Source organism: Achromobacter spanius (assembly GCF_003994415.1).
Taxonomy (GTDB): Bacteria; Pseudomonadota; Gammaproteobacteria; order Burkholderiales; family Burkholderiaceae_B; genus Achromobacter; species Achromobacter spanius_C.
In genome coordinates this window covers 1,321,746-1,343,985 of the sequence record NZ_CP034689.1, presented here as the reverse complement: position 1 = coordinate 1,343,985, position 22,240 = coordinate 1,321,746, and the positions used below count along the sequence as shown (strand labels likewise).

At 62.1% G+C, this 22,240-nt stretch carries 22 protein-coding genes; 7 read left to right on the top strand and 15 right to left on the bottom strand.

Annotated elements, in window-relative coordinates:
- Nucleotides 1-161 precede the first annotated feature (161 nt).
- Both ELS24_RS06065 and icd read right to left on the bottom strand, forming a co-directional pair.
- Nucleotides 162-1,427 (bottom strand): O-antigen ligase family protein, encoded by a 1,266-nt coding sequence (locus ELS24_RS06065; protein ID WP_050447320.1) that lies wholly within the window; start codon nucleotides 1,425-1,427, stop codon nucleotides 162-164.
- Between the two features lie 120 nt (nucleotides 1,428-1,547).
- Nucleotides 1,548-2,804 (bottom strand): NADP-dependent isocitrate dehydrogenase, encoded by a 1,257-nt coding sequence (gene icd, locus ELS24_RS06060; protein WP_050447222.1) that lies wholly within the window; start codon nucleotides 2,802-2,804, stop codon nucleotides 1,548-1,550.
- A 201-nt stretch (nucleotides 2,805-3,005) separates the two neighbouring features.
- Between icd and ELS24_RS06055 the strand changes: the two genes are divergently transcribed.
- Nucleotides 3,006-3,431 carry a DUF1841 family protein gene (locus ELS24_RS06055; RefSeq protein ID WP_127186259.1) on the top strand — a complete coding sequence of 142 codons (426 nt, stop codon included), beginning with the start codon at nucleotides 3,006-3,008 and terminating at the stop codon, nucleotides 3,429-3,431.
- Nucleotides 3,432-3,459: 28 nt separating this feature from the next.
- Here the strand turns inward: ELS24_RS06055 and ELS24_RS06050 are convergent, their stop codons facing one another.
- Nucleotides 3,460-3,822 (bottom strand): c-type cytochrome, encoded by a 363-nt coding sequence (locus tag ELS24_RS06050; RefSeq protein WP_050447224.1) that lies wholly within the window; start codon nucleotides 3,820-3,822, stop codon nucleotides 3,460-3,462.
- 10 nt (nucleotides 3,823-3,832) lie between these two features.
- On the bottom strand, nucleotides 3,833-4,186 hold the full coding sequence (locus ELS24_RS06045; RefSeq protein ID WP_050447225.1) for a c-type cytochrome: 354 nt from the start codon (nucleotides 4,184-4,186) through the stop codon (nucleotides 3,833-3,835).
- Nucleotides 4,187-4,362: 176 nt separating this feature from the next.
- Here ELS24_RS06045 and ELS24_RS06040 point away from each other — a divergent pair, with 176 nt between their 5' ends.
- Nucleotides 4,363-5,244 carry an AAA family ATPase gene (locus ELS24_RS06040; protein WP_050447226.1) on the top strand — a complete coding sequence of 294 codons (882 nt, stop codon included), beginning with the start codon at nucleotides 4,363-4,365 and terminating at the stop codon, nucleotides 5,242-5,244.
- A gap of 25 nt (nucleotides 5,245-5,269) precedes the next feature.
- Nucleotides 5,270-6,442, top strand: coding sequence for a vWA domain-containing protein (locus ELS24_RS06035; protein WP_127183664.1), 1,173 nt, complete (start codon nucleotides 5,270-5,272; stop codon nucleotides 6,440-6,442).
- A 15-nt stretch (nucleotides 6,443-6,457) separates the two neighbouring features.
- Here the strand turns inward: ELS24_RS06035 and ELS24_RS06030 are convergent, their stop codons facing one another.
- The 3 genes from ELS24_RS06030 to ELS24_RS06020 all read right to left on the bottom strand — a co-directional run bounded on the left by ELS24_RS06030 (nucleotide 6,458) and on the right by ELS24_RS06020 (nucleotide 8,357).
- Nucleotides 6,458-7,015, bottom strand: coding sequence for a GNAT family N-acetyltransferase (locus tag ELS24_RS06030; protein WP_127183663.1), 558 nt, complete (start codon nucleotides 7,013-7,015; stop codon nucleotides 6,458-6,460).
- Nucleotides 7,016-7,129: 114 nt separating this feature from the next.
- Complete coding sequence (locus ELS24_RS06025) at nucleotides 7,130-7,507, bottom strand: hypothetical protein (RefSeq protein ID WP_127183662.1); 378 nt, start codon at nucleotides 7,505-7,507, stop codon at nucleotides 7,130-7,132.
- A 250-nt stretch (nucleotides 7,508-7,757) separates the two neighbouring features.
- Complete coding sequence (locus ELS24_RS06020) at nucleotides 7,758-8,357, bottom strand: GNAT family N-acetyltransferase (protein WP_127183661.1); 600 nt, start codon at nucleotides 8,355-8,357, stop codon at nucleotides 7,758-7,760.
- Nucleotides 8,358-8,456: 99 nt separating this feature from the next.
- Between ELS24_RS06020 and ELS24_RS06015 the strand changes: the two genes are divergently transcribed.
- Entirely contained in the window at nucleotides 8,457-11,213 is a 2,757-nt protein-coding gene (locus ELS24_RS06015; RefSeq protein WP_127186258.1) for a M16 family metallopeptidase, read from the top strand.
- 287 nt (nucleotides 11,214-11,500) lie between these two features.
- Entirely contained in the window at nucleotides 11,501-11,890 is a 390-nt protein-coding gene (locus ELS24_RS06010) for a DUF4148 domain-containing protein (RefSeq protein ID WP_127183660.1), read from the top strand.
- A 269-nt stretch (nucleotides 11,891-12,159) separates the two neighbouring features.
- Here ELS24_RS06010 and dnaJ read toward each other — a convergent pair whose 3' ends face one another.
- The 7 genes from dnaJ to hrcA form a co-directional block, all read right to left on the bottom strand.
- Nucleotides 12,160-13,293, bottom strand: coding sequence for a molecular chaperone DnaJ (gene dnaJ, locus ELS24_RS06005; protein ID WP_050447233.1), 1,134 nt, complete (start codon nucleotides 13,291-13,293; stop codon nucleotides 12,160-12,162).
- Nucleotides 13,294-13,402: 109 nt separating this feature from the next.
- Nucleotides 13,403-15,328: a molecular chaperone DnaK gene (gene dnaK, locus ELS24_RS06000; protein ID WP_050447234.1), complete on the bottom strand. Its 1,926-nt coding sequence runs from the start codon at nucleotides 15,326-15,328 to the stop codon at nucleotides 13,403-13,405.
- A gap of 80 nt (nucleotides 15,329-15,408) precedes the next feature.
- Nucleotides 15,409-15,813: a thioredoxin family protein gene (locus tag ELS24_RS05995; RefSeq protein WP_050447235.1), complete on the bottom strand. Its 405-nt coding sequence runs from the start codon at nucleotides 15,811-15,813 to the stop codon at nucleotides 15,409-15,411.
- A gap of 17 nt (nucleotides 15,814-15,830) precedes the next feature.
- The gene (grpE, locus tag ELS24_RS05990; protein ID WP_050447236.1) at nucleotides 15,831-16,388 is read right to left on the bottom strand and encodes a nucleotide exchange factor GrpE; all 558 of its coding nucleotides are present in this window, start codon (nucleotides 16,386-16,388) and stop codon (nucleotides 15,831-15,833) included.
- Nucleotides 16,389-16,511: 123 nt separating this feature from the next.
- Nucleotides 16,512-16,748 carry a hypothetical protein gene (locus ELS24_RS05985; protein ID WP_050447238.1) on the bottom strand — a complete coding sequence of 79 codons (237 nt, stop codon included), beginning with the start codon at nucleotides 16,746-16,748 and terminating at the stop codon, nucleotides 16,512-16,514.
- Nucleotides 16,738-17,862, bottom strand: a complete 1,125-nt coding sequence (gene hemH / locus ELS24_RS05980; protein WP_127183659.1) for a ferrochelatase — start codon at nucleotides 17,860-17,862, stop codon at nucleotides 16,738-16,740. The genes ELS24_RS05985 and hemH overlap by 11 nt, the downstream gene beginning before the upstream one ends.
- Before the next feature lie 45 nt (nucleotides 17,863-17,907).
- The gene (gene hrcA / locus ELS24_RS05975; RefSeq protein WP_050447240.1) at nucleotides 17,908-18,912 is read right to left on the bottom strand and encodes a heat-inducible transcriptional repressor HrcA; all 1,005 of its coding nucleotides are present in this window, start codon (nucleotides 18,910-18,912) and stop codon (nucleotides 17,908-17,910) included.
- A gap of 141 nt (nucleotides 18,913-19,053) precedes the next feature.
- On the opposite strand from hrcA, the gene ELS24_RS05970 reads away from it, so the two are divergent.
- The gene (locus ELS24_RS05970; RefSeq protein ID WP_050447241.1) at nucleotides 19,054-19,953 is read left to right on the top strand and encodes an NAD kinase; all 900 of its coding nucleotides are present in this window, start codon (nucleotides 19,054-19,056) and stop codon (nucleotides 19,951-19,953) included.
- Between the two features lie 13 nt (nucleotides 19,954-19,966).
- Nucleotides 19,967-21,628 carry a DNA repair protein RecN gene (gene recN, locus ELS24_RS05965; RefSeq protein ID WP_127183658.1) on the top strand — a complete coding sequence of 554 codons (1,662 nt, stop codon included), beginning with the start codon at nucleotides 19,967-19,969 and terminating at the stop codon, nucleotides 21,626-21,628.
- Nucleotides 21,629-21,739: 111 nt separating this feature from the next.
- Here the strand turns inward: recN and fur are convergent, their stop codons facing one another.
- Nucleotides 21,740-22,159, bottom strand: coding sequence for a ferric iron uptake transcriptional regulator (fur, locus tag ELS24_RS05960; RefSeq protein ID WP_050447321.1), 420 nt, complete (start codon nucleotides 22,157-22,159; stop codon nucleotides 21,740-21,742).
- Between the last annotated feature and the right edge of the window lie 81 nt (nucleotides 22,160-22,240).

Below are 22,240 nucleotides of genomic sequence, written 5' to 3'. Positions count from 1 at the left end.
CGGTTTATGTATTGCGATCCGTCAGGATACGGTGACGCAGCAGGGTTTTCACTAGGAAGGCTTAAGACCGTTGATCTAAAGCAAGACGCATAAAAAAAACGCAAGGCCGGCAGACCTTGCGTTCGGTAGTGCTTGCATTGCGGAGATTTCTCCGCTTGCCGTCAGCGCCGCAATGCTCCCCTGGCCGCCTGCGCGACGCGCGGCGTCGTCAACGCAATCAGCGTCACGACGGCCAGCGAATAGTTGGGCACGCTGCGCATGTTGCGGAACATCATCTCGGTCAGGCTGAAGGCGCAATAACCCAGGCAGAAAAGCAGCCCCAACTGTGCGCCAACGCGGATCACCCTGTCATCGCTGGCCAAGCGGCGGAAGAATACGGCCGCCGGCACCAGGTACAGGAGCAAAATCGTGATCAAGCCCAGCAGCCCATATCCGGCCAACGCAGCCAGCAGGTCGTTGTGGGGCTCTCCATAGCCGTCGACCACCTCTTGGGTAACCACGCCTTGGGTTTGAAGCGTCCGCAGCTCTTCGCGGAACTTGCTGGGACCCACGCCCACGATCGGACTCTTTTCGAACATCAGATACGAGGCATGCCACAACTGCAAGCGGATGCCGAAGGACGTATCGCGGTTGGTCGACGTCGTAAATCGTTGGACGTCTTTCGAGATCTCGTGCATCCGGCTGCTGAACGTCCAGATGGCGGCGGCGCTGGCAACCAGCGCCACAGAGACGGCCAAGGCGCAATACACCTTATGGCGGCGCTGCCAATGGCGCAGGCCCAGCAGGAACACCACGCCCAGGATAGGCAGCAGCATCCAACTGCTGCGCGTCTCGGACAGCCAGGTGGCGATGACAGACAACGCCACCACCAACAGCTTCACCACCACTTCGGTGCGGGGCCAGCGAGTGGAAGGCCCAAAGCCCAGGGACAAGAGCGTCATGCCGCCGAACAACAGCGTCAAGTTCGCAAACCCCACGGCGTTATAGCGCCCGCCGACATCGATCATCGCGCCACGGCTCTCGGTTTCCATGACGACGATCAGCAACAGCGACCCGGCAAGGGCGCCCACCAAGATGCTCCACTGCACCAGCTTGAGCCATCGCTGCGGCGCGCGCAGCAATAGCCATAACACCGGCAGCGCCAGTGCAAAGCGCAGCAGCTTTTCAAGTTCGGAATTGCTCCACACGCCTTGCACCATGGACGTGGCGAACATACAGGCCAGTGGCAGCAGCAGCACCAGCGACATCGGCCACAAGGCGCCGAAATTCATGGGTTCGTACCGCTTGACGGCGTTGACCGCCAGCGCGGTCAGCGCGATCAGGGCGCTCAGATAAAGAATGGCGGGTCCGCCAACCGGACTGGTCAAGGCCAGCGCGGGTACCAACAACACAAGCCAGGTGGCTAAGGAAACATACATTCGGGGCACAGCGATCAACCTGGAAAGAACAACGCAAGCGCAATGCGCTTCATGCGGAATAGGTAGACAAAACCCGCCCGCCATGATGGCGGGCGGGTTCAGCGGAACATCACGGGGTGACCCGCGGATTTACATGTTTTCGATCATGACCTGGCCAAAGCCCGAGCACGACACCTGGGTCGCGCCTTCCAGCAGGCGGGCAAAGTCATACGTGACCTTCTTGGACAGGATGGACTTTTCCATGCTGGAGATGATCAGGTCGGCAGCTTCGGTCCAGCCCATGTGGCGCAGCATCATTTCGGCCGACAGGATTTCGGAACCGGGGTTCACGTAGTCCTTGCCCGCGTACTTGGGCGCCGTGCCGTGGGTGGCTTCGAACATGGCGACCGAGTCCGACAGGTTGGCGCCCGGCGCGATGCCGATGCCGCCCACTTGCGCCGCCAGCGCGTCCGAGATGTAGTCGCCGTTCAGGTTCAGCGTCGCGATAACGTCGTATTCGGCCGGACGCAGCAGGATCTGCTGCAGGAAGGCGTCGGCAATCACGTCCTTGACGATGATCTCGCGGCCCGTTCTGGGATTCTTGAACTTGCACCACGGGCCGCCGTCGATCAGTTGCGCGCCGAATTCCTTTTGCAGCAGCTCGTAGCCCCAGTCCCGGAAGCCGCCTTCCGTGAACTTCATGATGTTGCCCTTGTGCACCAGCGTCAGCGACGTGCGGTCATTGTCGATGACGTATTGCGCGGCCTTGCGCACCAGGCGCTCGGTGCCTTCGCGCGACACGGGCTTGATGCCGATGGACGAAGTGTTCGGAAAGCGGATCTTCTTCACGCCCAGCTTGGTCTGCAGGAACTGGATCAGTTCCTTGGCCTGCTCGCTTTCGGCCATGTATTCGATGCCGGCGTAGATGTCTTCCGAGTTCTCGCGGAAGATCACCATATTGGTCTTTTCGGGTTCACGCACCGGCGAGGGCACGCCCTTGAAGTACGCCACCGGGCGCAGGCAGACGTACAGGTCCAGTTGCTGACGCAGCGCCACGTTCAGCGAGCGGATGCCGCCGCCAACCGGCGTGGTCAACGGACCCTTGATGGACACCACGTAGTCTTTGACGACTTCCAGGGTTTCGTCGGGCAGCCAGACGTCCGGGCCGTAGACCTTGGTGGCCTTCTCGCCGGCATAGACTTCCATCCAATGAATCTTGCGCTTGCCGCCGTAGGCTTTCTGCACCGCGGCGTCGACAACCTTGATCATCACCGGGGTGATGTCGGCGCCCGTGCCGTCGCCTTCGATGAAGGGAACGATGGGCTGTTCAGGCACATTCAGCGAGAAATCAGCGTTGACCGTGATTTTCTGGCCGCCAGCGGGAACCTTGATATGTTGGTAGGACATGAATGCTCCATTTGCTCCGGGTGGTTTTTCTGCACGCGCCGCATCGAAAAGCGTCCGATTCCGCAGGGAAACGCCCTGTCAGACCGCACACCGGATGGCGGATAGCAACCAATTCTATATCGCAAAGGGCCGTCGGCAACCGGCGTCCAGCAGGCGCGCGGTAAAATAATGCGTTCATACACCGCATTCCGTCCCCCGCCGATGTTCAATCCCTCACGCGACCAAGTCCGCGAATTCTTTATCGACACCTGGCGCAAGCACCGCGCCAACGAAGTGCTGACGCCGCTCGAGGCCATCGCGCTGGACTGGATCATCGAGCATCCCGAATACCACGGCGACCTGGAAAGCCCCGAGGCCATGACCATGGAATACGCAGTGGAAAAGGGGCGCACCAACCCGTTCCTGCACCTGTCCATGCATCTGGCCATCGCCGAGCAGTTGTCCATTGACCATCCGCCCGGCATCCGGCTTGCTTACCAACAACTGACGGCGCGCTCGGATGCCCATCAGGCAGCCCATGAAATCATGGAATGCCTGGGACAAGTGGTGTGGGAAGCGCAGCGCCTGGGTACGCCGCTGGAAAGCGACACCTATATAGACTTGATCCGCCGCCGCGCCAGCCTTTGACGCTTGCTTAGCCTTTGAGGCCCAAGCGTTATTTGCGTACGCCCAGGTCGCTGGGCAGGGACGCCAGCCATGCCGACACGTTGGAAATATCCTCGTCGGACAGCGGCGTGGCAAAGGTGCCCATGATGGGGTTCTTGCGCACGTTGGCAGTGGCCGCGCTGCCCGAGGCGCCGCGCTTGTAGGCCTTCAGCGCATGGGCCAGGTAGTCGGCGTGCTGGCCAGCCAATATGGGGTAGGACGGATCCACCGCGGTCTTGGCGTCGGCGCCGTGACACGACGCGCAATTGAATTTATCGAAAACGGCTTTGCCGGCGGCCAGGTCCTGCGCCTGAACGGAGGCGCCCGCCATGGCGAAAGTCGCGCCCAGAAGGGCAAGCATCGTGCGATTCATTGTTTGCCCCTTATTTCAGATTCGAGTAGTACGCGGCCAGGTCTGCGATGTCCTGGTCGGACAGGCTGCCGGCAATGGCGTCCATCGTGGGATGGCTGCGCGCGCCTTTCTTGTACTCGTTCAGGGCGGTCTCGATGTACTTGGCGTTCTGGCCAGCAATCATCGGCACGTGATAGAGCTCGGGGAACGTCGCCTTGTAGCCTTCGATGCCGTGGCAACCGATGCACATGGAGACCTTGTCGCGGGCGTTTTGGATGTTACCGACAGGCGCTGCGTCAGCAGCAACAGCCTGGCCGGCGATCGCACAGGATGCTATCGCGGCCAACACGGAAACCGTGCACTTCAGAGAGGTTCGCAACTTCATTGGAATGGCTCTTCTTGGTATGGCTTAAGGACTAGGGCCTGCTCACACGTCGGCCCCCTGCAAACACGTTGCGGGTCGAACCCAACTGCAAAACCGCCTGATTGTACGATAATTGCTCAGGATTAATACCTTGCGTTGGGTATTGATCACCGTCAATCCTCGGAAGCCATCAGCCTATGTCCGCAGCCCAGTCCGCTCAATCCGCCACGCCTGCCCGCTTCAACGGGACCGACTCTTACGTCGCCACCGACGACCTGAAACTGGCCGTCAACGCCGCCCTGACCTTGCAGCGCCCGCTGCTGATCAAGGGGGAACCGGGCACCGGCAAAACCATGCTGGCCGAAGAGGTGGCGCGCGCGTTGGGCCGGCCATTGCTGCAATGGCACATCAAGTCCACCACCAAGGCGCATCAGGGCCTGTACGAGTACGACGCCGTGTCGCGCCTGCGCGACTCGCAGCTGGGTGACGAGAAAGTGCGCGACATCCGCAACTACATCGTGCAAGGCACCTTGTGGCAAGCGTTCCAGGCGGACGAACCGGTGGTGCTGCTGATCGACGAGATCGACAAGGCCGACATCGAATTCCCCAACGACCTGCTGCGCGAGCTGGATCGCATGGAATTCCATGTGTATGAAACGCGCGAGACCATCTCGGCGCGCCATCGTCCGCTGGTCATCATCACGTCCAACAACGAGAAAGACCTGCCCGACGCCTTCCTGCGCCGCTGCTTCTTCCACTACATCCGCTTCCCCGACCGCGACACCATGCGCGACATCGTCGCCGTGCACTACCCGCATCTGAAGCAGGACGTGTTGCGCGCGGCGCTGGACACTTTCTTTGCGCTGCGCGACGCGCCCGGCCTGAAGAAAAAGCCGTCCACCTCGGAACTGCTGGACTGGCTGCGCCTGCTGCTGGCCGAAAACGCCACGGCGGCAGAAATCGACGCCCACACCGCCACCGCCGTGCCCTTGATGGCGGGCGCGCTTCTGAAGAATGAGCAAGACGTGCACCTGCTGGAACGCCTTGCCGCAATGACCCGCGGCGGCCAGCGCCGCTGATCCCAAAGCCACTGGCCGCCCGCCCATGCTGATTGACTTCTTCTACCACCTTCGGGCGCACAAGCTGCCCGTCTCGGTCAAGGAATACCTGACCCTGGTGGACGCCCTGCGCCACGACTTGATGGCGCCCACGCTGGACGAGTTCTACTTCCTGGCGCGCGCCACGCTGGTCAAGGACGAATCGCTCTACGACCGCTACGACAAAGCCTTTGGCGCCTACTACAAGGGCATCCAGGCAGCCCTGCCGGCGGACAAGGAAATTCCGCTGGACTGGCTGATCAAGGAGTTCGAGAAGAACCTGTCGCCCGAAGAAAAAGCCGCCATCGAAAAGCACGGCTGGGACAAGCTGATGGAGCTTTTCAAAGAACGCATGCAAGAGCAGAAAGAACGCCATGCGGGCGGCAGCAAATGGATTGGCACCGGCGGCACCTCGCCGTTCGGCAACGGCGGTTATCACCCCGAAGGCATCCGCGTGGGCGGCGCGTCGGCCGGCAACCGTTCGGCGGTCAAGGTCTGGGACATGCGCCAGTTCAAGGACTACGACGACCAGGTCGAACTGGGCACGCGCAACTTCAAGGTGGCGCTGCGGCGCTTGCGCCGCTTTGCGCGCGAAGGCGCCGACATGGAACTGGACCTGGACGACACCATCGCCAGCACCGCGCGCAACGCCGGCCACCTGGACCTGCGCATGGTGCCCGAGCGCCACAACACCGTGAAGGTGCTGATGCTGCTGGACGTGGGCGGCAGCATGGACGACCACATCGGCCGCGTTGAAGAATTGTTTTCAGCGGCGCGCAGCGAATTCCGCAACCTGGAAGTCTATTACTTCCACAACTGCCCGTATGAAAGCCTGTGGCAAAGCAACCGCCGCCGCCAGAATGAACGTTTCGACACCTGGGACGTGCTGCGCAAGTACAACCCGGACTGGCGCCTGATCATTGTCGGCGACGCGACCATGAGCCCCTACGAAATCCTGCAGCCCGGCGGCTCCGTCGAGCACTACAACAAGGAACCGGGCGCGCAGTGGATGCGGCGGCTGCTGGATGCCTGGCCGAAATCGGTGTGGCTCAACCCCGAACCCACCGCGTCGTGGCAATACCGTCAGTCCATCGCGCTGATGCGCGACATCATGCAGGACCGCATGTATCCGGTTACCGTCGCCGGTTTGGAACAGGCCATGCAGGTGCTATCCAAATAAGGCCCGGGCGGTTCGTCAGCCATCCACCGGCTGTTCAGGCGTATCCAGCGTCAACTGATAGAACGCCAGGTCCAGCCAACGGCCGAACTTGAAGCCCGCTTCTTGGATCGTGCCCGCGTGCTTGAACCCCAGCTTCTCGTGCAGCCGGATGCTGCCATCGTTGGAAGCGTCGATGCCGCCGACCAGCACGTGCACTTGATTGCCGCGCGCCCGCTCGATCAGCACGCGCATCATCGCTTCGCCCAGGCCGCGGCCGCGAAAACGTCCGTCCACGTAGACCGAATGTTCAACGGAATACTTGAACGCGGGCCAGGCGCGGAAGGTCCCATAGCTGGCAAACGCCATCAATTCGCCGGCCGCGTTTTCAAACCCGACCACCGGAAAACCACCCTGCTGTTTGGTCTGGAACCAGCCCTGCATCGCTTCGCGCGGCCGGGGCTTGTAGTCGTACAGCGCGGTGGAGTTGACGATGGCGTCGTTGAAGATGGCAAGTATCTGATCCGCGTGGCGTTCATACGAGCAATCAACCAGGGTTGCGCCTTCCGGGGCGTGGGTGTGAGCGGGCGAGTTCATGGCGAAAAATTGTACTGTCACGGCCGGCGTCTGTAGCGACGCGCAAGCTCCCAAGGCACAAAAAAAACCGCCAATCCGGCGGTTCAGTAAAGTGTGTTGCCGCTTCTGGCCACTCTAGGCGGCGCGGCTCTCCACAGATCGGTTGGTGGCGGGCGCGTGCCGCAGGCCGGGGCACTGGCGCCATGAAAGCTCGTCCGCATCCATGTCCAGGTCAAACAGATCATTGGCGGCCGGCCAGGGATGGCTGCGCACGGCCGCGCCTTCCATCTCAAGCACATGTCCGGCAAACCCACGGGGCGAACCGCCGCATTCCGCGAAGTATCGTTGTGCGTTCAGGTCCACCACATAGGTGGTCATATCATGGGTCAGTATGGCCACGAATTGGCCGTCATCACTGGCATAGGCGTACTGAAACTGCCCTTTGATTCCGTCGCCGCTCAAGGCGCTACCGGTCAATTGGGACAGAGCACGCGTGACGATTTCGGTCAGCATGGGTCGTTCCTCCGAAAAATGCGCCGGCAGGATGCCGGCAGCGAAGGCGCGAACGACAAGCACCGGCGCCGCGCGTGCAGCGGCGTCTGGCGTTGGACGGGAAGCCGGGTAGACGGCTGTCGCGCATCCCGTCGGCAACAGCTACTACGTTCCGAAAAGCTTACACCCGCTAGCGGGACGACCTCAAATTTGCCTTGTACACGAAGGATATTGCAGCGCAACACCCTCTGGTGGCGCCGCTTTGCGCACCTTATGCCGCCGCAACCGGCATGCCGCCTGGCTCTGCGTCACCGTTATTGCGGCCCCGCCAATGCTCGCGGCGCAGTCGATAAAGCACATGCTCGCGCAGCGGGTGGGCCACGGGCAACGCTGGATGATCGAACGTGCCGGCATCGGCCTGCATGCCCAGGCGCGCCATCACCGCGCGCGATCGCTGGTTGCCCACCGCCGTGAACGCCACGATTTCATCAAGCCTGATTTGTTCAAACCCGACACGCAACGCTGCTTCGGCGCCTTCGCTGGCATAGCCACGCCCCCAAAACGGCTGCGCCAGGCGCCAGCCCACCTCGATCCCCGGCGCAAATGGCAGCAGTGCAGGCATGGGCTTGATACCCACGAAGCCGATGAAAGGCGCCACACCCGGCGCTTCAACGGCCCAGAACCCCCAGCCGTGCTCATCTATACCCGCTGCCAGCCGTTCAGCCAGCGCATCGCTTTCCTTCGCTGAAAGCGGTAGCAGGAACTCGGTTACCCGCGGGTCCGCGTTCATTTCCGCGAACGGTTTGCGATCATCCGCGCGCCACTGTCGCAGCACCAGACGCGACGTTTCCACTTCCATCGATAACGACATGTCGCACTTCCTTGTATTGCGTCTCAGGCTCGCAGCGCCTGAACCATTGCCAACGTATACACTCCAACGGATTCTGCCATGCGAAAGGAATTGTCTGCCATGCGCCTGTCCCTGTCGAAGCTGCCGCGCCCTTTGGGCGCGCTGCTGTTCTCCTCCTTCCTGGCCTTTCAGGCCGGCGCCGCCGATCTTCCGGCCGGCGTCTCGGAGGCCGCCTCGGTTGAAGGCATCACCGAATACCGCTTGGCCAATGGCCTCAGGGTGCTGTTGGTACCAGACGAATCCAAGCCGTCGACCACCGTCAACATGACTTATCTGGTCGGCTCGCGCAACGAGAACTACGGCCAGACCGGCATGGCCCACTTGCTGGAACACATGCTGTTCAAGGGCACGTCCACCACGCGCAATGCCATGGGCGAGTTTTCGCGCCGCGGCTTGCAGGCCAATGGGTCCACCTCCAGCGACCGCACCAACTATTTCGCCAGTTTCGCCGCCAACCCCGACACCCTGAAGTGGTACCTGGGCTGGCAGGCCGACGCCATGGTCAATTCCCTGATCGCCAAGGAAGACCTGGATTCGGAAATGACCGTGGTCCGCAATGAAATGGAAAGCGGCGAAAACAGCCCGTCGCGCATTCTGATGCAGAAAATGCAGGCCGCCGCCTTCCAATGGCACAGCTATGGCAAGAACACCATCGGCGCCCGCTCCGACGTTGAAAACGTAGACATCGGCCAACTGCGCGCCTTCTATCACGAGTACTACCAGCCCGATAACGCCGTTCTGATCGTGGCCGGCAAGTTTGACCCCCAGGCCACCCTGGCCGACATCCAGCAAACCCTCGGCAAGCTGCCCAAGCCCGACCGCAAGCTGCCGCCTGAATACACCGTGGAACCCGTGCAGGACGGTGAACGCTCGGTCACCTTGCGTCGTACCGGCGGCACGCCACTGGTGGCCGCCATGTACCACATCCCCGCCGCCGGCAGCCCCGACTTCGTGCCGCTGGACCTGGCTACCGTCATCCTGTCCGACACGCCGTCGGGACGCCTGTACCACGCGCTGGTCGCCACGAAGATGGCCTCGGGCGTGTTCGGTTTCACCATGGAAAATCGTGACCCTGGCCTGACGATGTTCGGCGCGCAATTGCCGCCGGGCAAAGACCTTGACGCCGCCATGAAAACGCTGACCGGCACGCTGGAATCGCTGGGCAAAACGCCTTTCACGCAGCAAGAACTGGACCGCGCGCGCAGCAAATGGCTGACCGCCTGGGAACAGACCTACAGCGATCCCGAGCAGGTCGGCGTGGCGCTGTCCGAAGCCATCGCCGCGGGCGACTGGCGCTTGTTCTTCCTGCAGCGCGACCGCGCACGCAAGGCCACGCTGGCTGAAGTGCAACAAGCCGCCACCACCTATCTGCTGCAAAGCAACCGCATCGAAGGCCGCTACATTCCCACCGAAAAGCCGCTGCGCGCGCCGCAAACGCAGCGCGTGGACCTCACCGCCATTTTCAAGGACTACAAGGGCGACCCGAACTTCAAGGCTGCATCCGCCTTTGACCCCACGCCCGAGAACATCGACAAGCTGACGCAAAGAAAAACGCTGGAACTTGCCAACGGGCCGGTTCAATTGGCGCTGTTGCCCAAGGCCACGCGCGGCAGCCGCGTACAAGCGCAAATGCTGATTCAGTTTGGCAACGAAAATGACCTGCGCGGCCAACGCGTGAACGCCAGCGCCGCCGCGGATCTGCTGATCCGCGGCACGGCCAAGCTGTCGCGCCAGGAAATCCAGGACCGACTGGACAAGCTGCAAGCCGAACTGGGCTTCAGCGGCGGCGGCACGACGCTGAAAGTCGCCATGTCGACCAAGGGCGAGAACCTGCCTGAGCTGACCGCGCTGGCACTGGAAATCGTGCGCAACGCCAACTTCCCCAAGGAACAACTGGACGAATACCAACGCCAGCTTGAAACTTCGATCCAGAACGCCATGACCGAACCCACGGCCTTGGCCGGACGCGCCCTGGCGCGTCAGGACAACCCCTGGCCTGCCGATGACCTGCGCTACGTGCCGACGTTTGAAGAATCCCTGGCCAGCGTGCGCGAGTTGAACCGCGACGCCCTCGCCAAATTCCACGCCAAGTTCTACGGCGCCGGCAAGATCGAGTATTCGGCCGTGGGCGATTTTGAACCCGAGGCTGTCGAAAAGGCCATCACCACGGGCCTGGCCGGTTGGAAGAAGGCCCCCGCCTACACCCGCGTTCCCAACCCGTATCGCGATATTCCCGCCAAGCAGTTCGACATCCATACGCCCGACAAGGCCAACGCCTTCTACGTGTCGCGCATGCCGCTGAAGCTGCAGGATACCGATGCGGACTACCCCGCCCTGTATCTGGCCAACTATCTGTTCGGTGCATCGGAAACGTCACGCTTGTGGAACCGCGTGCGCGAAACCGAGGGCCTGTCCTACAACGTGCGCAGTTCGCTGTCGGTCTCGTCGTTCGAACCCAGCGCCAGTTGGACCATGTACGCCATTTACGCGCCCCAGAATCGCGAGCGCCTGGAAAAAGCCATCAACGAGGAACTGTCGCGGGTGTTGAAAGACGGCTTCTCGGAAAAGGAAGTCGCGGACGGCATCCACGCGCTACTGAACTACCGCAATCTGGCCCGCGCGCAAGACGACATCCTGGCCAGCACCTGGCTTGATTACCTGCAGCGTGGCCGTACGTTTGAGTGGTCGGCCGAGATGGACAAGAAGATCTCGGCGCTGACGCCCGACGCGGTCAATGCCGCGCTACGCAAATACCTGCGCGCCGACGGCTTCAGCACCGCGGTTGCGGGTGACTTCACAAAGAAAGCCACGCCCTGAGCAGTAGCCGCCCAGCTAAACCCCTGCCCTGTGCAGGGGTTTTTTTGCATCAGCGGAACTGCTCCTAGGTCAACACCGGACGATTTAACCCGCATAGCCCTACGAAAAACGGGGAGATTTTCAAAAATTCAACGTATTACTCGACTATTTGGAAAGATGTTTTCAGGTATTAAGGGTTTATCCCAGGTTCGAGAACGCGCAGAATTCGGTCATCGGGAACAAACAACGAACCACGACGGCAGGCCGCCGGATTCGCTCCCATCCAAAATGACACGGAGGTCTCAATCATGAAAACCCTAACCACCACTCTGTTGCTATCCCTGGCCTTGGTTAGCGTTGGCGCCCAAGCCGCCGGCACTGAACAAGCCAAGACCCGCGACCAGGTCGCAACCGACTTGCAGCAAGCCAAGGCCAACGGCCAATACACGTTCGGCGAACTGGAATACCCGCCCGCCCTGCCCCAAGCCGCCAGCCTGAGCTCTGACGAAGTGCGCACTCAGTTGCAGCAAGCCAAGATCAGCGGCGAATACACCTTCGGCGAACTGGAATACCCGCCCGCCATTGCCGCGCCGGCCAGCGTGAAGACCCGCGCCGACGTCCAGCAAGAACTGGCCCAAGCCAAGGCCAGCGGCCAATATACGTTCGGCGAGCTCGACTACCCGCCGATCACCCGGTGAGCTGCTTGCTGTAGCCCGGCCGGTCTCAGGCGGCATCATGGCCTGGGACCGGTTTTTTTCCGGCATTTCGCCAACAAATTCGCCACGGCAACCGTAGGATGGGTGAAGCGCGCACCGCCCCATTCAAGAACCCCACCCCCCATCGCGCGCAACCCATCAAGCAGCGCCCCCCATCACAAAAATCCCCGCAAAAACCCAAAAATCCCCCCGCAAGAACCCAAAAAAAAGCCGCGACCAAAATCGCGGCTTTTCCTCATCCTTTACCCATCTCAGCTGAAGAACTCCTTCACCCGATCCGTCCAGGACTTGCTTTGCGGCGAGTGGCGGTCGCCCCCGTCGTTCAGCGACGTCTCGAACTGGCGCAGGATGCTCTTTTGATCCTCGCTCAGGCGCACCGGCGTTTCCACGACCACGTGGCAATACAGATCGCCCGGATAGCTGCCCCGCACGCCGCGAATACCCTTACCGCGCAACCGGAAGGTTTTACCCGACTGCGTGCCCTCGGGAATCGAGATTTCGGCCTTGCCGCCCAACGTCGGCACTTGCAATTCGCCGCCCAATGCCGCCGTGGTGAACGGAATAGTCAGCTCGCAATGCAGGTCGTCGCCGTCGCGCTGGAAGATCTTGTGCTGCTTGATGTGGATTTCCACATACAAGTCGCCCGGAGGGCCGCCGTTGATGCCCGGCTCGCCATTGCCGCTGGAGCGGATGCGCATACCGTCATCGATACCGGCCGGAATCTTCACCTGCAGCGTCTTGTTGCGGCGGATGCGGCCCACGCCGTCGCATGCCGGGCACGGATCGGTGATTTCCTTGCCGTTGCCGTGGCAGGTCGGGCAGGTTTGCTGCACGCTGAAGAAGCCCTGCTGCATGCGCACGGCGCCCGAGCCGCCGCAGGTGCGGCAGGTCTTGGGCGACGTTCCCGCCTTGGCGCCAGAGCCGTGGCAGGTGTCGCAGTGTTCCCAGCTAGGCACGCGGATTTCGGTATCGAACCCGGCCGCGGCCTGTTCCAACGTGATTTCCAGTGCGTACTTCAGGTCGGCGCCGCGGTACACCTGCGGGCCGCCGCCGCGACGGCCACCGCCACCCGCGCCGCCGAAGATCTCGCCGAAAATATCGCCGAAGGCGTCGGCAAAGCCGCCGCCCATTCCCGCCCCGCCCATGCCGGCGGAATTGGGGTCCACGCCCGCATGGCCGTAGCGGTCATACGCGGCACGCTTCTGATCATCGCCCAGGACCTCGTAGGCTTCCTTGGCTTCCTTGAACTTCTCTTCGGCTTCTTTGCTGTCCGGATTGCGGTCCGGATGGTATTTCATGGCCAGCTTTCGATAGGCCTTCTTGAGTTCGTCGTCCGAGGCGTTTTTTGCCACGCCCAGAACTTCGTAATAGTCGCGTTTTGCCATGATCCGTGGGCTCAAAAAAGAGCCATCTTTTCAGTGCTACAGAATGAGTACGCCCGGTAGGCGGATTTCTCCGGCTACCGGGCGGCAGAGGCTGGTCAGCGCCCGGCCATTATTGGTCGCGCTTGACTTCCTTGAAGTCGGCGTCAACGACGTTGTCGTCCACCGGCTTCGCGTTATCGGCCGCTTGCTGCTGGCCGGCGGCTTGTTGCGCCTGCATGTCGGCGTACATCTTTTCGCCCAGCTTCTGCGACGCAGTCGACAAGGCTTCCACCTTGGCGTCGATCGCGGCCTTGTCGCCTTCCTTCAGCGTGTCTTCCAGGTCCTTGATGGCGGCTTCGATGCTTTCCTTTTCGGAAGCTTCGAGCTTGTCGCCGTACTCGGTCAACGACTTGCGGGTGGCGTGCACCAGCGCGTCGGCCTGGTTGCGCGACTGAGCCAGCTCGGCAACGCGGTGATCTTCCTCGGCGTTGGCCTCGGCATCCTTGACCATGCGCTGGATCTCGTCTTCCGACAGACCCGAGTTGGCCTTGATGGTGATCTTGTTTTCCTTGCCGGTGCCCTTGTCTTTCGCGGACACGTGCAGGATGCCGTTGGCGTCGATGTCGAACGTGACTTCGATCTGCGGCATGCCGCGCGGCGACGGCGGGATCCCTTCAAGGTTGAACTCGCCCAGCGCCTTATTGCCCGCGGCGATTTCGCGTTCGCCCTGGAACACCTTGATCGTCACGGCCGGCTGGTTGTCGTCAGCGGTCGAGAAGGTTTGCGAGAACCGGGTCGGGATCGTCGTGTTCTTCTGGATCATCTTCGTCATCACGCCGCCCAGGGTTTCAATACCCAGCGACAGCGGCGTCACGTCCAGCAGCAGTACGTCCTTGCGGTCGCCCGACAGCACGGAACCTTGGATGGCGGCGCCAGCGGCGACGGCTTCGTCAGGGTTCACGTCCTTGCGCGGCTCTTTGCCGAAGAATTCCTTCACCTTTTCCTGAACCTTGGGCATGCGGGTCATGCCGCCGACCAGGATCACGTCGTCGATGTCGGAAACCTTCACGCCAGCGTCCTTGATGGCGACGCGGCAGGGTTCGATCGTGCGTTCGATCAGTTCTTCAACCAGCGCTTCCAGCTTGGCGCGCGAAATCTTCAGGTTCAGGTGCTTCGGACCCGAGGCGTCCGCCGTGATGTACGGCAGGTTGATTTCGGTTTGCTGCGCCGAGGACAGTTCGATCTTGGCCTTTTCAGCCGCTTCCTTCAGGCGTTGCAGGGCCAGCACGTCCTTGGACAGATCCACGCCTTGTTCTTTCTTGAACTCGGCAATGATGTAGTCAATGATGCGCTGGTCGAAGTCTTCGCCGCCCAGGAAGGTGTCGCCATTGGTCGACAGCACTTCAAACTGCTTTTCACCGTCGACGTCAGCGATCTCGATGATGGACACGTCGAACGTGCCGCCACCCAAGTCATAGACGGCGATCTTGCGGTCGCCCTTTTCGGTCTTGTCCAGGCCGAACGCCAACGCGGCCGCGGTGGGCTCGTTGATGATGCGCTTGACTTCCAGACCGGCGATGCGGCCGGCGTCCTTGGTGGCCTGGCGCTGGCTATCGTTGAAGTAGGCGGGCACGGTGATGACGGCCTCGGTCACTTCTTCGCCCAGGTAGTCCTCGGCGGTCTTTTTCATCTTGCGCAGCACGTCGGCCGACACTTGGGGAGGCGCCATCTTCTTGCCGCGCACTTCCACCCAGGCGTCGCCGTTGTCGGCGCGGGCAATGGTGTAAGGCATCAGATCGATGTCCTTTTGCACTGCCTTTTCTTCGAACTTGCGGCCGATCAGACGCTTCACTGCGTACAGCGTGTTGCGCGGGTTGGTCACGGCCTGACGCTTGGCGGGCGCGCCAACCAGGGTCTCGCCGTCGTCCATGTAGGCGACGATCGAGGGGGTGGTGCGAGTGCCTTCCGCGTTTTCAATGATTTTGACCTGCCCGCCGTCCATGACAGCCACGCAGCTGTTGGTCGTGCCCAGGTCAATGCCAATAATCTTGCTCATGGTGGGTTACCTTGAATTGAATCTATGAAAATAGAGGAAAACTTCTTGTCCCCCCATAACTGGGGTTGCTCACAGGGTTTTCAAGACGTCTGGCCTGAATTTTCCGCAATCGGATCCTGCAAGCGCTGGATCGCCGCCGTGAATTGGGGCAATCCGGGCCAACCGGTGATGCGCCCCAACCGTTTTCCGGCCCGATACAGCACAAAAGTGGGGACGCCATGCAGCGAAAAGCGCCGGCCCAGGGGTTCGTCGGCGTAGACGTCGGCCTCGAACCAGGTCAAACCCAGGTTCAGCAAACTGTCCTGGTGCAGCAGCGCCGCCTGCTTGAAAAGATTGCAGTTATAGCAATCCTGTCCCCACAAAAACACGCAACGCAGATCCGTTCCCGGCGCCTGGACCACGGCGGCGTCGAATCCCGTGGTGTCGACATGACGCATGCCGAACACCTGGAAGACTTGAGCCGGATCGAAGCGGGGATCGGTCATGGCGCGCGGGGTGCGATTCAGCCTTGGCCGGCCGACACAACCACCAGCGCCGGGCGCAGGGTACGGTCGGCGATGACGTAGCCCTTTTGCAGCAACTGCACCACGGTATTGGCGGGCTGCTCATGGGGAATCGACGAAATTGCCTGATGCAGGTGCGGGTCGAACTTGTCGCCCTGGGCCGGCGCGATGTCTTTCAGCATGTTGCGCTCGAACGCGGCGGACAACTGCTTCAGGGTCACTTCGACGCCTTCGCGCAGGGTCTGAACGGTCTGGTCGGGCTGGGCCAACGCGGCTTCCAGGCTGTCTTTCACCGGAACCAGGCTCTCGGCAAACGATTCGATGCCGAATTTGCGCGCCTTGGACACTTCTTCCTGGGCGCGGCGGCGCACGTTTTCAGCTTCGGCTTGCACACGCAGAAGCTGGTCGTGCTGCTCATTGACGGTAGCCTGGGCGGCGTCCAACTGGGCGCGCAACTCGTTCAGCTCGGCCTGAGCGTCGTCCTGGGCGGCGGGGGCCGCGTCGGCGTTCTGGCCGACTTCGGGCGTCTGATCTGCAGGCTCGTGGGGTGCCGTCATGGGGAATCCTCCAAAAAGAATGGCTTTCGCAGACATGAATGGGGGCCAATACCCCTATTTCAAGCCCGGGAAAGCGAAATATTCCCTGACGGTGCCCGCCCAGGCCTGGGCGGGCTGGGCCGCTTACTTTTTGTGGGGCTGCGCGGGCGCAACCGGATCGCTGGCCGGAAAGCTTTCCTTCAGCGCGCGGTCAACCTGCTTGTCGTCTTCGTCCGGATCAGGCCGGATCGCGATAGGGTCGCTGGCCGGGAAGGTTTCCGCCAGCGCTTCGTCCAGGTCGTGCTCGACCTGATCCTCGTCCACCGGGGTCGCGACCGTCCCCTTTTTTACATCCTTGCCGCTCTTGGGATCATGGTGCATGCGCCTTCTCCTTCAAGTCCGTGTTGACCTGGATCTTCAACGGCCAGCCCTGCAAGTTTCGTTCCACCAAGGCGGCCAAGCCGGCGATCCACGCGGGATCATCGTTCAGCGCTGGGATGTAACGAAACTGCTTGCCGCCCGCCTCGATAAAGGCGTCCCGGCATTCCAGGCTGATCTCTTCCAGGGTTTCCAGACAGTCTGCCACAAATCCCGGGCACACCACATCCACCTCGGTGACCCCCGAAGCGGCCAAGGCCTTGAGCGTTGGCTCTGTATAGGGTTCGAGCCAACGGGCCGTGCCGAAGCGGCTCTGGAAGGTCACTTCAATCTGCTCGCGCGGCAGGGACAGGCGCTGCGACAGCAGGCGCGCCGATTCCATGCAATCGCGGTAATACGGGTCTCCCAGTTCAATGGAATAACGCGGCAAACCGTGGAAGCTCATCACCAGCTTCTGCGGCTTGCCGTGGTCGCGCCAGAAGGCTTCGATGCGGGCAGCCAGCGGGTCCAGCCAGAGCGGGTCTTCGTGAAACCGCTTGGTAAAGCGTAGTTCGGGCTGGTCGCGCAGACGCGCGGCATGCCGGGTCACGGCGTCAACCACGGTGGCCGTGGTGCTGGCGGCGTATTGCGGGTATAGCGGCACGGTCAGAATGCGCTCGCAACCGGCTGCCCGCAGGCGAGAGATTGCGTCCGGAATGGACGGGTTGCCGTAACGCATGCCCAGTTCGACCACGGCGTCGATGCCCGCCACTTCCAGCGCGGCACGCACACCGTCCGTCTGCCGCCGGCTGTAGACCATAAGCGGCGAACCGTCTTTCAGCCAGACGCCGGCATAGCGCGGCGCGAGCTTCTTGGGCCGCAAGGTCAGCACCAGCCCGTGCAGGATGGGCTTCCAGAGATAACGGGGGATTTCAATGACGCGCGGGTCAGACAGGAATTCACCCAGGTATTTGCGGATGCCCGGGATATCCGGCGTATCCGGCGTGCCAAGATTGACCAGCAGCACGCCGACCTTGCTCGGTGCGCGCGCAGGCGGGTCTTCATTGAAGGGGTCGTCCTGCTCAGTTTCCGGCAGGTAGCGTTCAGGCCACAAATACTTGAACAGGCGAAGAAACACAAAAACTCCCCTTCCTCCGAAAGGAGGATGCAGCTTTGAATGGAACTACTGATTGTGGCTAAGGGCGTTGGACAGCAAGCGAGCCGTAATGTCCACAATGGGAATCACGCGCTCGTACGCCATGCGGGTCGGGCCGATGACTCCCAGCGTGCCCACCACCTTGCCGTCCACGCCGTAAGGCGCCGTGATGACAGAAACCTCTTCCATCGGCACCAGTTGGGAATCGCCACCAATATAGATCTGCACGCCCTGCGCACGACTCGATACGTCCAGCAGTTGCAGCAGATCGGTCTTTTTTTCGAACAGCGAGAACATCTTGCGCAGGCGATCCATGTCGGACGCAATGTCGGTCACGTCCAGCAGCTTGCGCTCGCCGGAAATCACCATGGCGTCGCCGTCCTCGGCGGCTTCGGCGCTGGCCTCGACCGCCGCTTGCATCAGGCGCGAGATGTCTTCACGCAATTGGGCCAACTCCGTGGAAAGCGTCTGGCGCACCGCGTTGAAGGACTTGCCCGCGAAATGCATGTTGAAGAAATTGCCGGCTTCCAGCAATTCGGCTTCGGCGTAGTCGCGCTGTACGAACAGAATGCGGTTCTGGACGTCGCCGTCTGGCGTGACGATGATCAGCAGCACGCGCTTGTCGGACAGACGGATGAATTCAATCTGGCGAAACACCTGGGCGCGCTTGGGCGTCAGCACCACGCCAGCGAACTGCGTCAGGTTCGACAACAAGGCGGCAGCGGCATTGACGGCACGGGTGGGTTCCGCGGCTGAGAGCATCTCGCCGATGTTGTGGGGCTGCAGTTGATATTGCTGAACCGCCAGCAGGGAATCGACGAACATGCGATAGCCCCGCGGCGTGGGAACGCGGCCGGCGGAGGTGTGCGGGCTATGGATCAGCCCCAACTCTTCCAGATCCGCCATGACGTTGCGGATGGTGGCTGGGGACAAATCGAAGACTTTCGATAGCGTCCGCGAGCCGACAGGCTGCCCATCGGCGATATAGCGTTCTATCAACGCTTTCAGTAGTGCGCGTGCGCGGTCATCCATAGCAGCTATTTTAGGGAATCTTTTCCAATTAAGGCGATTTTTGTCCCGCAAGCCGATATGCGGCCCCATATAATCGGCTAATCGGCCCATTCCGGGCAGGTTTTGACCTTCGGGTCCCGCCCTTTTGATACGCCCGCATCCATGCATTTTCCTACCGTCGCCCTGATCGGCAGATACCAGGACACCGGCCTGGACACCCCGCTAAGAGCCCTTGCGCACGCGCTGACGCAAGCGGGCAGGCAGGTGCTCATCGACGCGGACACTGCCCGCAACACGGGCCTGACCGAATACCCGGTGGCTACCCTTGAAGAGATTGGCCAGAATGCGTCGCTGGCCGTCGTGATGGGTGGCGACGGCACCGTGCTGGGCGCGGGCCGGCATCTGGCGCCTTACGGTGTGCCGCTGGTGGGCATCAACCATGGGCGGCTCGGCTTCATCACGGATATTCCCTTGCAGGACGCGCACGGCGCTCTGGCCCGGGTGCTGGAAGGCAGCTTCCAGATCGAAGAACGCATGCTGCTCGAAGGCAGCGTGTGGCGCGGCGACCAGAAAATGTATTCCGCGTCGGCGCTCAACGACGTCGTGCTGAACCGCGCCGGACGCGGCGGCATGATTGAAGTGCGCGTCGAACTGGACGGCGCTTTCATGTATACGCAGCGCGCCGACGGCCTGATCATCGCCACGCCCACCGGCTCCACGGCGTATGCATTGTCTGCCAACGGCCCCATCCTGCACCCCGGCTTGAACGCCATGGTATTGGTGCCCGTGGCGCCGCAAACGCTGTCGAACCGCCCTATCGTCATTCCCGACACCGGGGTGCTGAACATGACGCTGACCGCGATGGGCCGCGTGGAAGTTGGCGCCAGCGTGCATTTCGACATGCAGACCTGGTCAGACCTGCAGCCCGGCGACCGTATCGTCGTGCAGCGCGCGCCGCACACCATCCGCTTCGTGCACCCCGAGGGCTACAGCTTCTTTTCCACCCTGCGCCGCAAGCTGCACTGGAACCTGATGCCCCAAGCCACCGACAACGTAGAGTAGTAAGCGCCCCGACATGCTGCGCACCCTGCATATCCGCGACTTCGTCATTGTTGAGCAAACCGAGATCCATTTCGGACCCGGCTTTACCGTATTCTCCGGCGAGACCGGCGCCGGCAAATCCATCCTGGTGGACGCCCTGGCGCTGGCGCTTGGCGAACGCGGCGACGCCAGCATGCTGCGCGAAGGCGCGCCGCGCGCCGACATCACCGCGGTGTTCGATACCCCCAAATCCCTGCACAACTGGCTGGCCGAACGCGAAATAGACGCCGACGATGAACTGTCGCTGCGCCGTGTCATCGATGCTCAGGGCCGCAGCCGCGCCTATATCAACGGCACGCCGGCCACCGTGGGGCAATTGCGCGAGCTGGGCGACAGCCTGGTCGACATTCACGGCCAGCACGCCCATCAAAGCCTGATGCGCCCCGACGCTCAGCGCGACCTGCTTGATGCCCACGGCGGCCACGGCGATCTGCGCCAGGCCGTGGGTCAGGCCTGGAAGCAATGGCGCGCGCTGGCACGCCAATTGGAAGCCGCCGAAAAAGACGCCGCCAGCCTGGCGAACGAACGCGACCGCCTGCAATGGCAGGTTGATGAGCTGGACCAATTGGCGCTGGGGCCGGACGAATGGGACGCCCTGCAATCCGAACACACGCGGCTGTCGCATTCCCAGTCGCTGCTGGATGGTGCCTCGCAGATCCTGGAAGGGCTGGACGGCGAAGGCGATTCCGCGCACCACCGCGTTACCGCCGCCAATCACCGCATTCAGCAAATGTTGCGGCACGATCCCGGCCTGCAAGGGGTGTATGACGAGCTGGAGTCCGCCCGCATCGCCATCAGCGAAGCCGTGTCCGACTTGAACAACTATGTCAGCCGGGTCGACCTCGACCCCAAACGGCTGGCCGATGTGGAAGCGCGCCTGGGCCTGGTGTTTGAAACCGCACGGAAATTCCGTGTCGAGCCCGACGCGCTGTGCGAACTGCGCGATTCCCTGCATGCCGAACTGGCTGCGCTGCAAGCAGCGGGCGACATCGACGCGCTGCGCGCCCAGTCGGCTGCCGCCCAGACGCAATACGACGCCGCCGCTGCCAAGCTGACGACGGCCCGCCGCAAGGTCGCCAAAGACCTCGGCAAACAGGTGACGCAGGCCATGCAGACGCTGGCCATGCAAGGCGGCAAGTTTGAACCGACGCTTGCGCCCGGCGCGCCGTCCGCGCACGGCAACGAGCAGGTCGAATTCCTGGTGGCCGGCCACGCCGGCACCACCCCGCGCCCCTTGGCCAAAGTGGCCTCGGGCGGCGAGTTGTCACGCATTTCCCTGGCGCTGTCCGTTATCGCCAGCCGCGCGGCGCGCGTGCCTACGTTGATCTTCGACGAAGTCGACAGCGGCGTGGGCGGCGCGGTGGCCGAAGCCGTGGGCAAACTATTGCGCGAACTGGGCGAGCGCCATCAAGTGTTATGCGTCACCCACCTGCCCCAGGTGGCGGCGTGCGCCAACAACCAGTTCCTGGTCAGCAAGGCGGAATCGCGCGGCACCACGCGCTCCAGCATCGAAGAGCTGGACGCCGCGGCGCGTGTCGAGGAAATTGCCCGCATGCTGGGCGGCATCAAGCTCACCGCCACGACGCGCGAACATGCCCGCGAAATGCTGCAAGGCTTCGGCCAACCCGCGAGCTGACCCCACGCCGGTTCAAGCGCACGAAAAAAAGCCCCTTCTTATAAAAGGGGCTTTTGATCTCACTGGCCCGCAGCGAGCGCGGCCACAGACCGTGGGGCGGACGCTAGCGGTTTAGCGCCCTTTCATGCAAGTGCTGCACACGCCGTACAACACCATCGCGTGGCTTTCCAGCGCGAAGCCGTTGTCCTTGGCGATCTTTTGCTGGCGCTTCTCGATGTCCGGATCCGAGAACTCGACGACCGTGCCGCAATTCGTGCAGATCAGGTGGTCGTGGTGATCGCCGTCGTTCAGTTCGAAGACGGCCTTGCCGCTGTCGAACTGGCTGCGAGCCAGGATGCCTGCCTGTTCAAACTGCGTCAGCACGCGGTAGACCGTCGCCAGACCGATTTCGACGTTTTCGCCGATCAGCGCACGGTATACGTCTTCGGCGCTGAGGTGGCGCAGATCGGACTTCCGGAAAATATCAAGAATTTTCAGGCGCGGAAACGTCGCCTTCAAACCCATGTTCTTCAGTTCGCTTTGGTCGCTCATGGTGTAATCGCTCTCCGTCCGCGTAGGCATGGGCAGGTTCAAGGGTGCACCGCGAGCCGGCTCACCTGATTTCATGCCGCC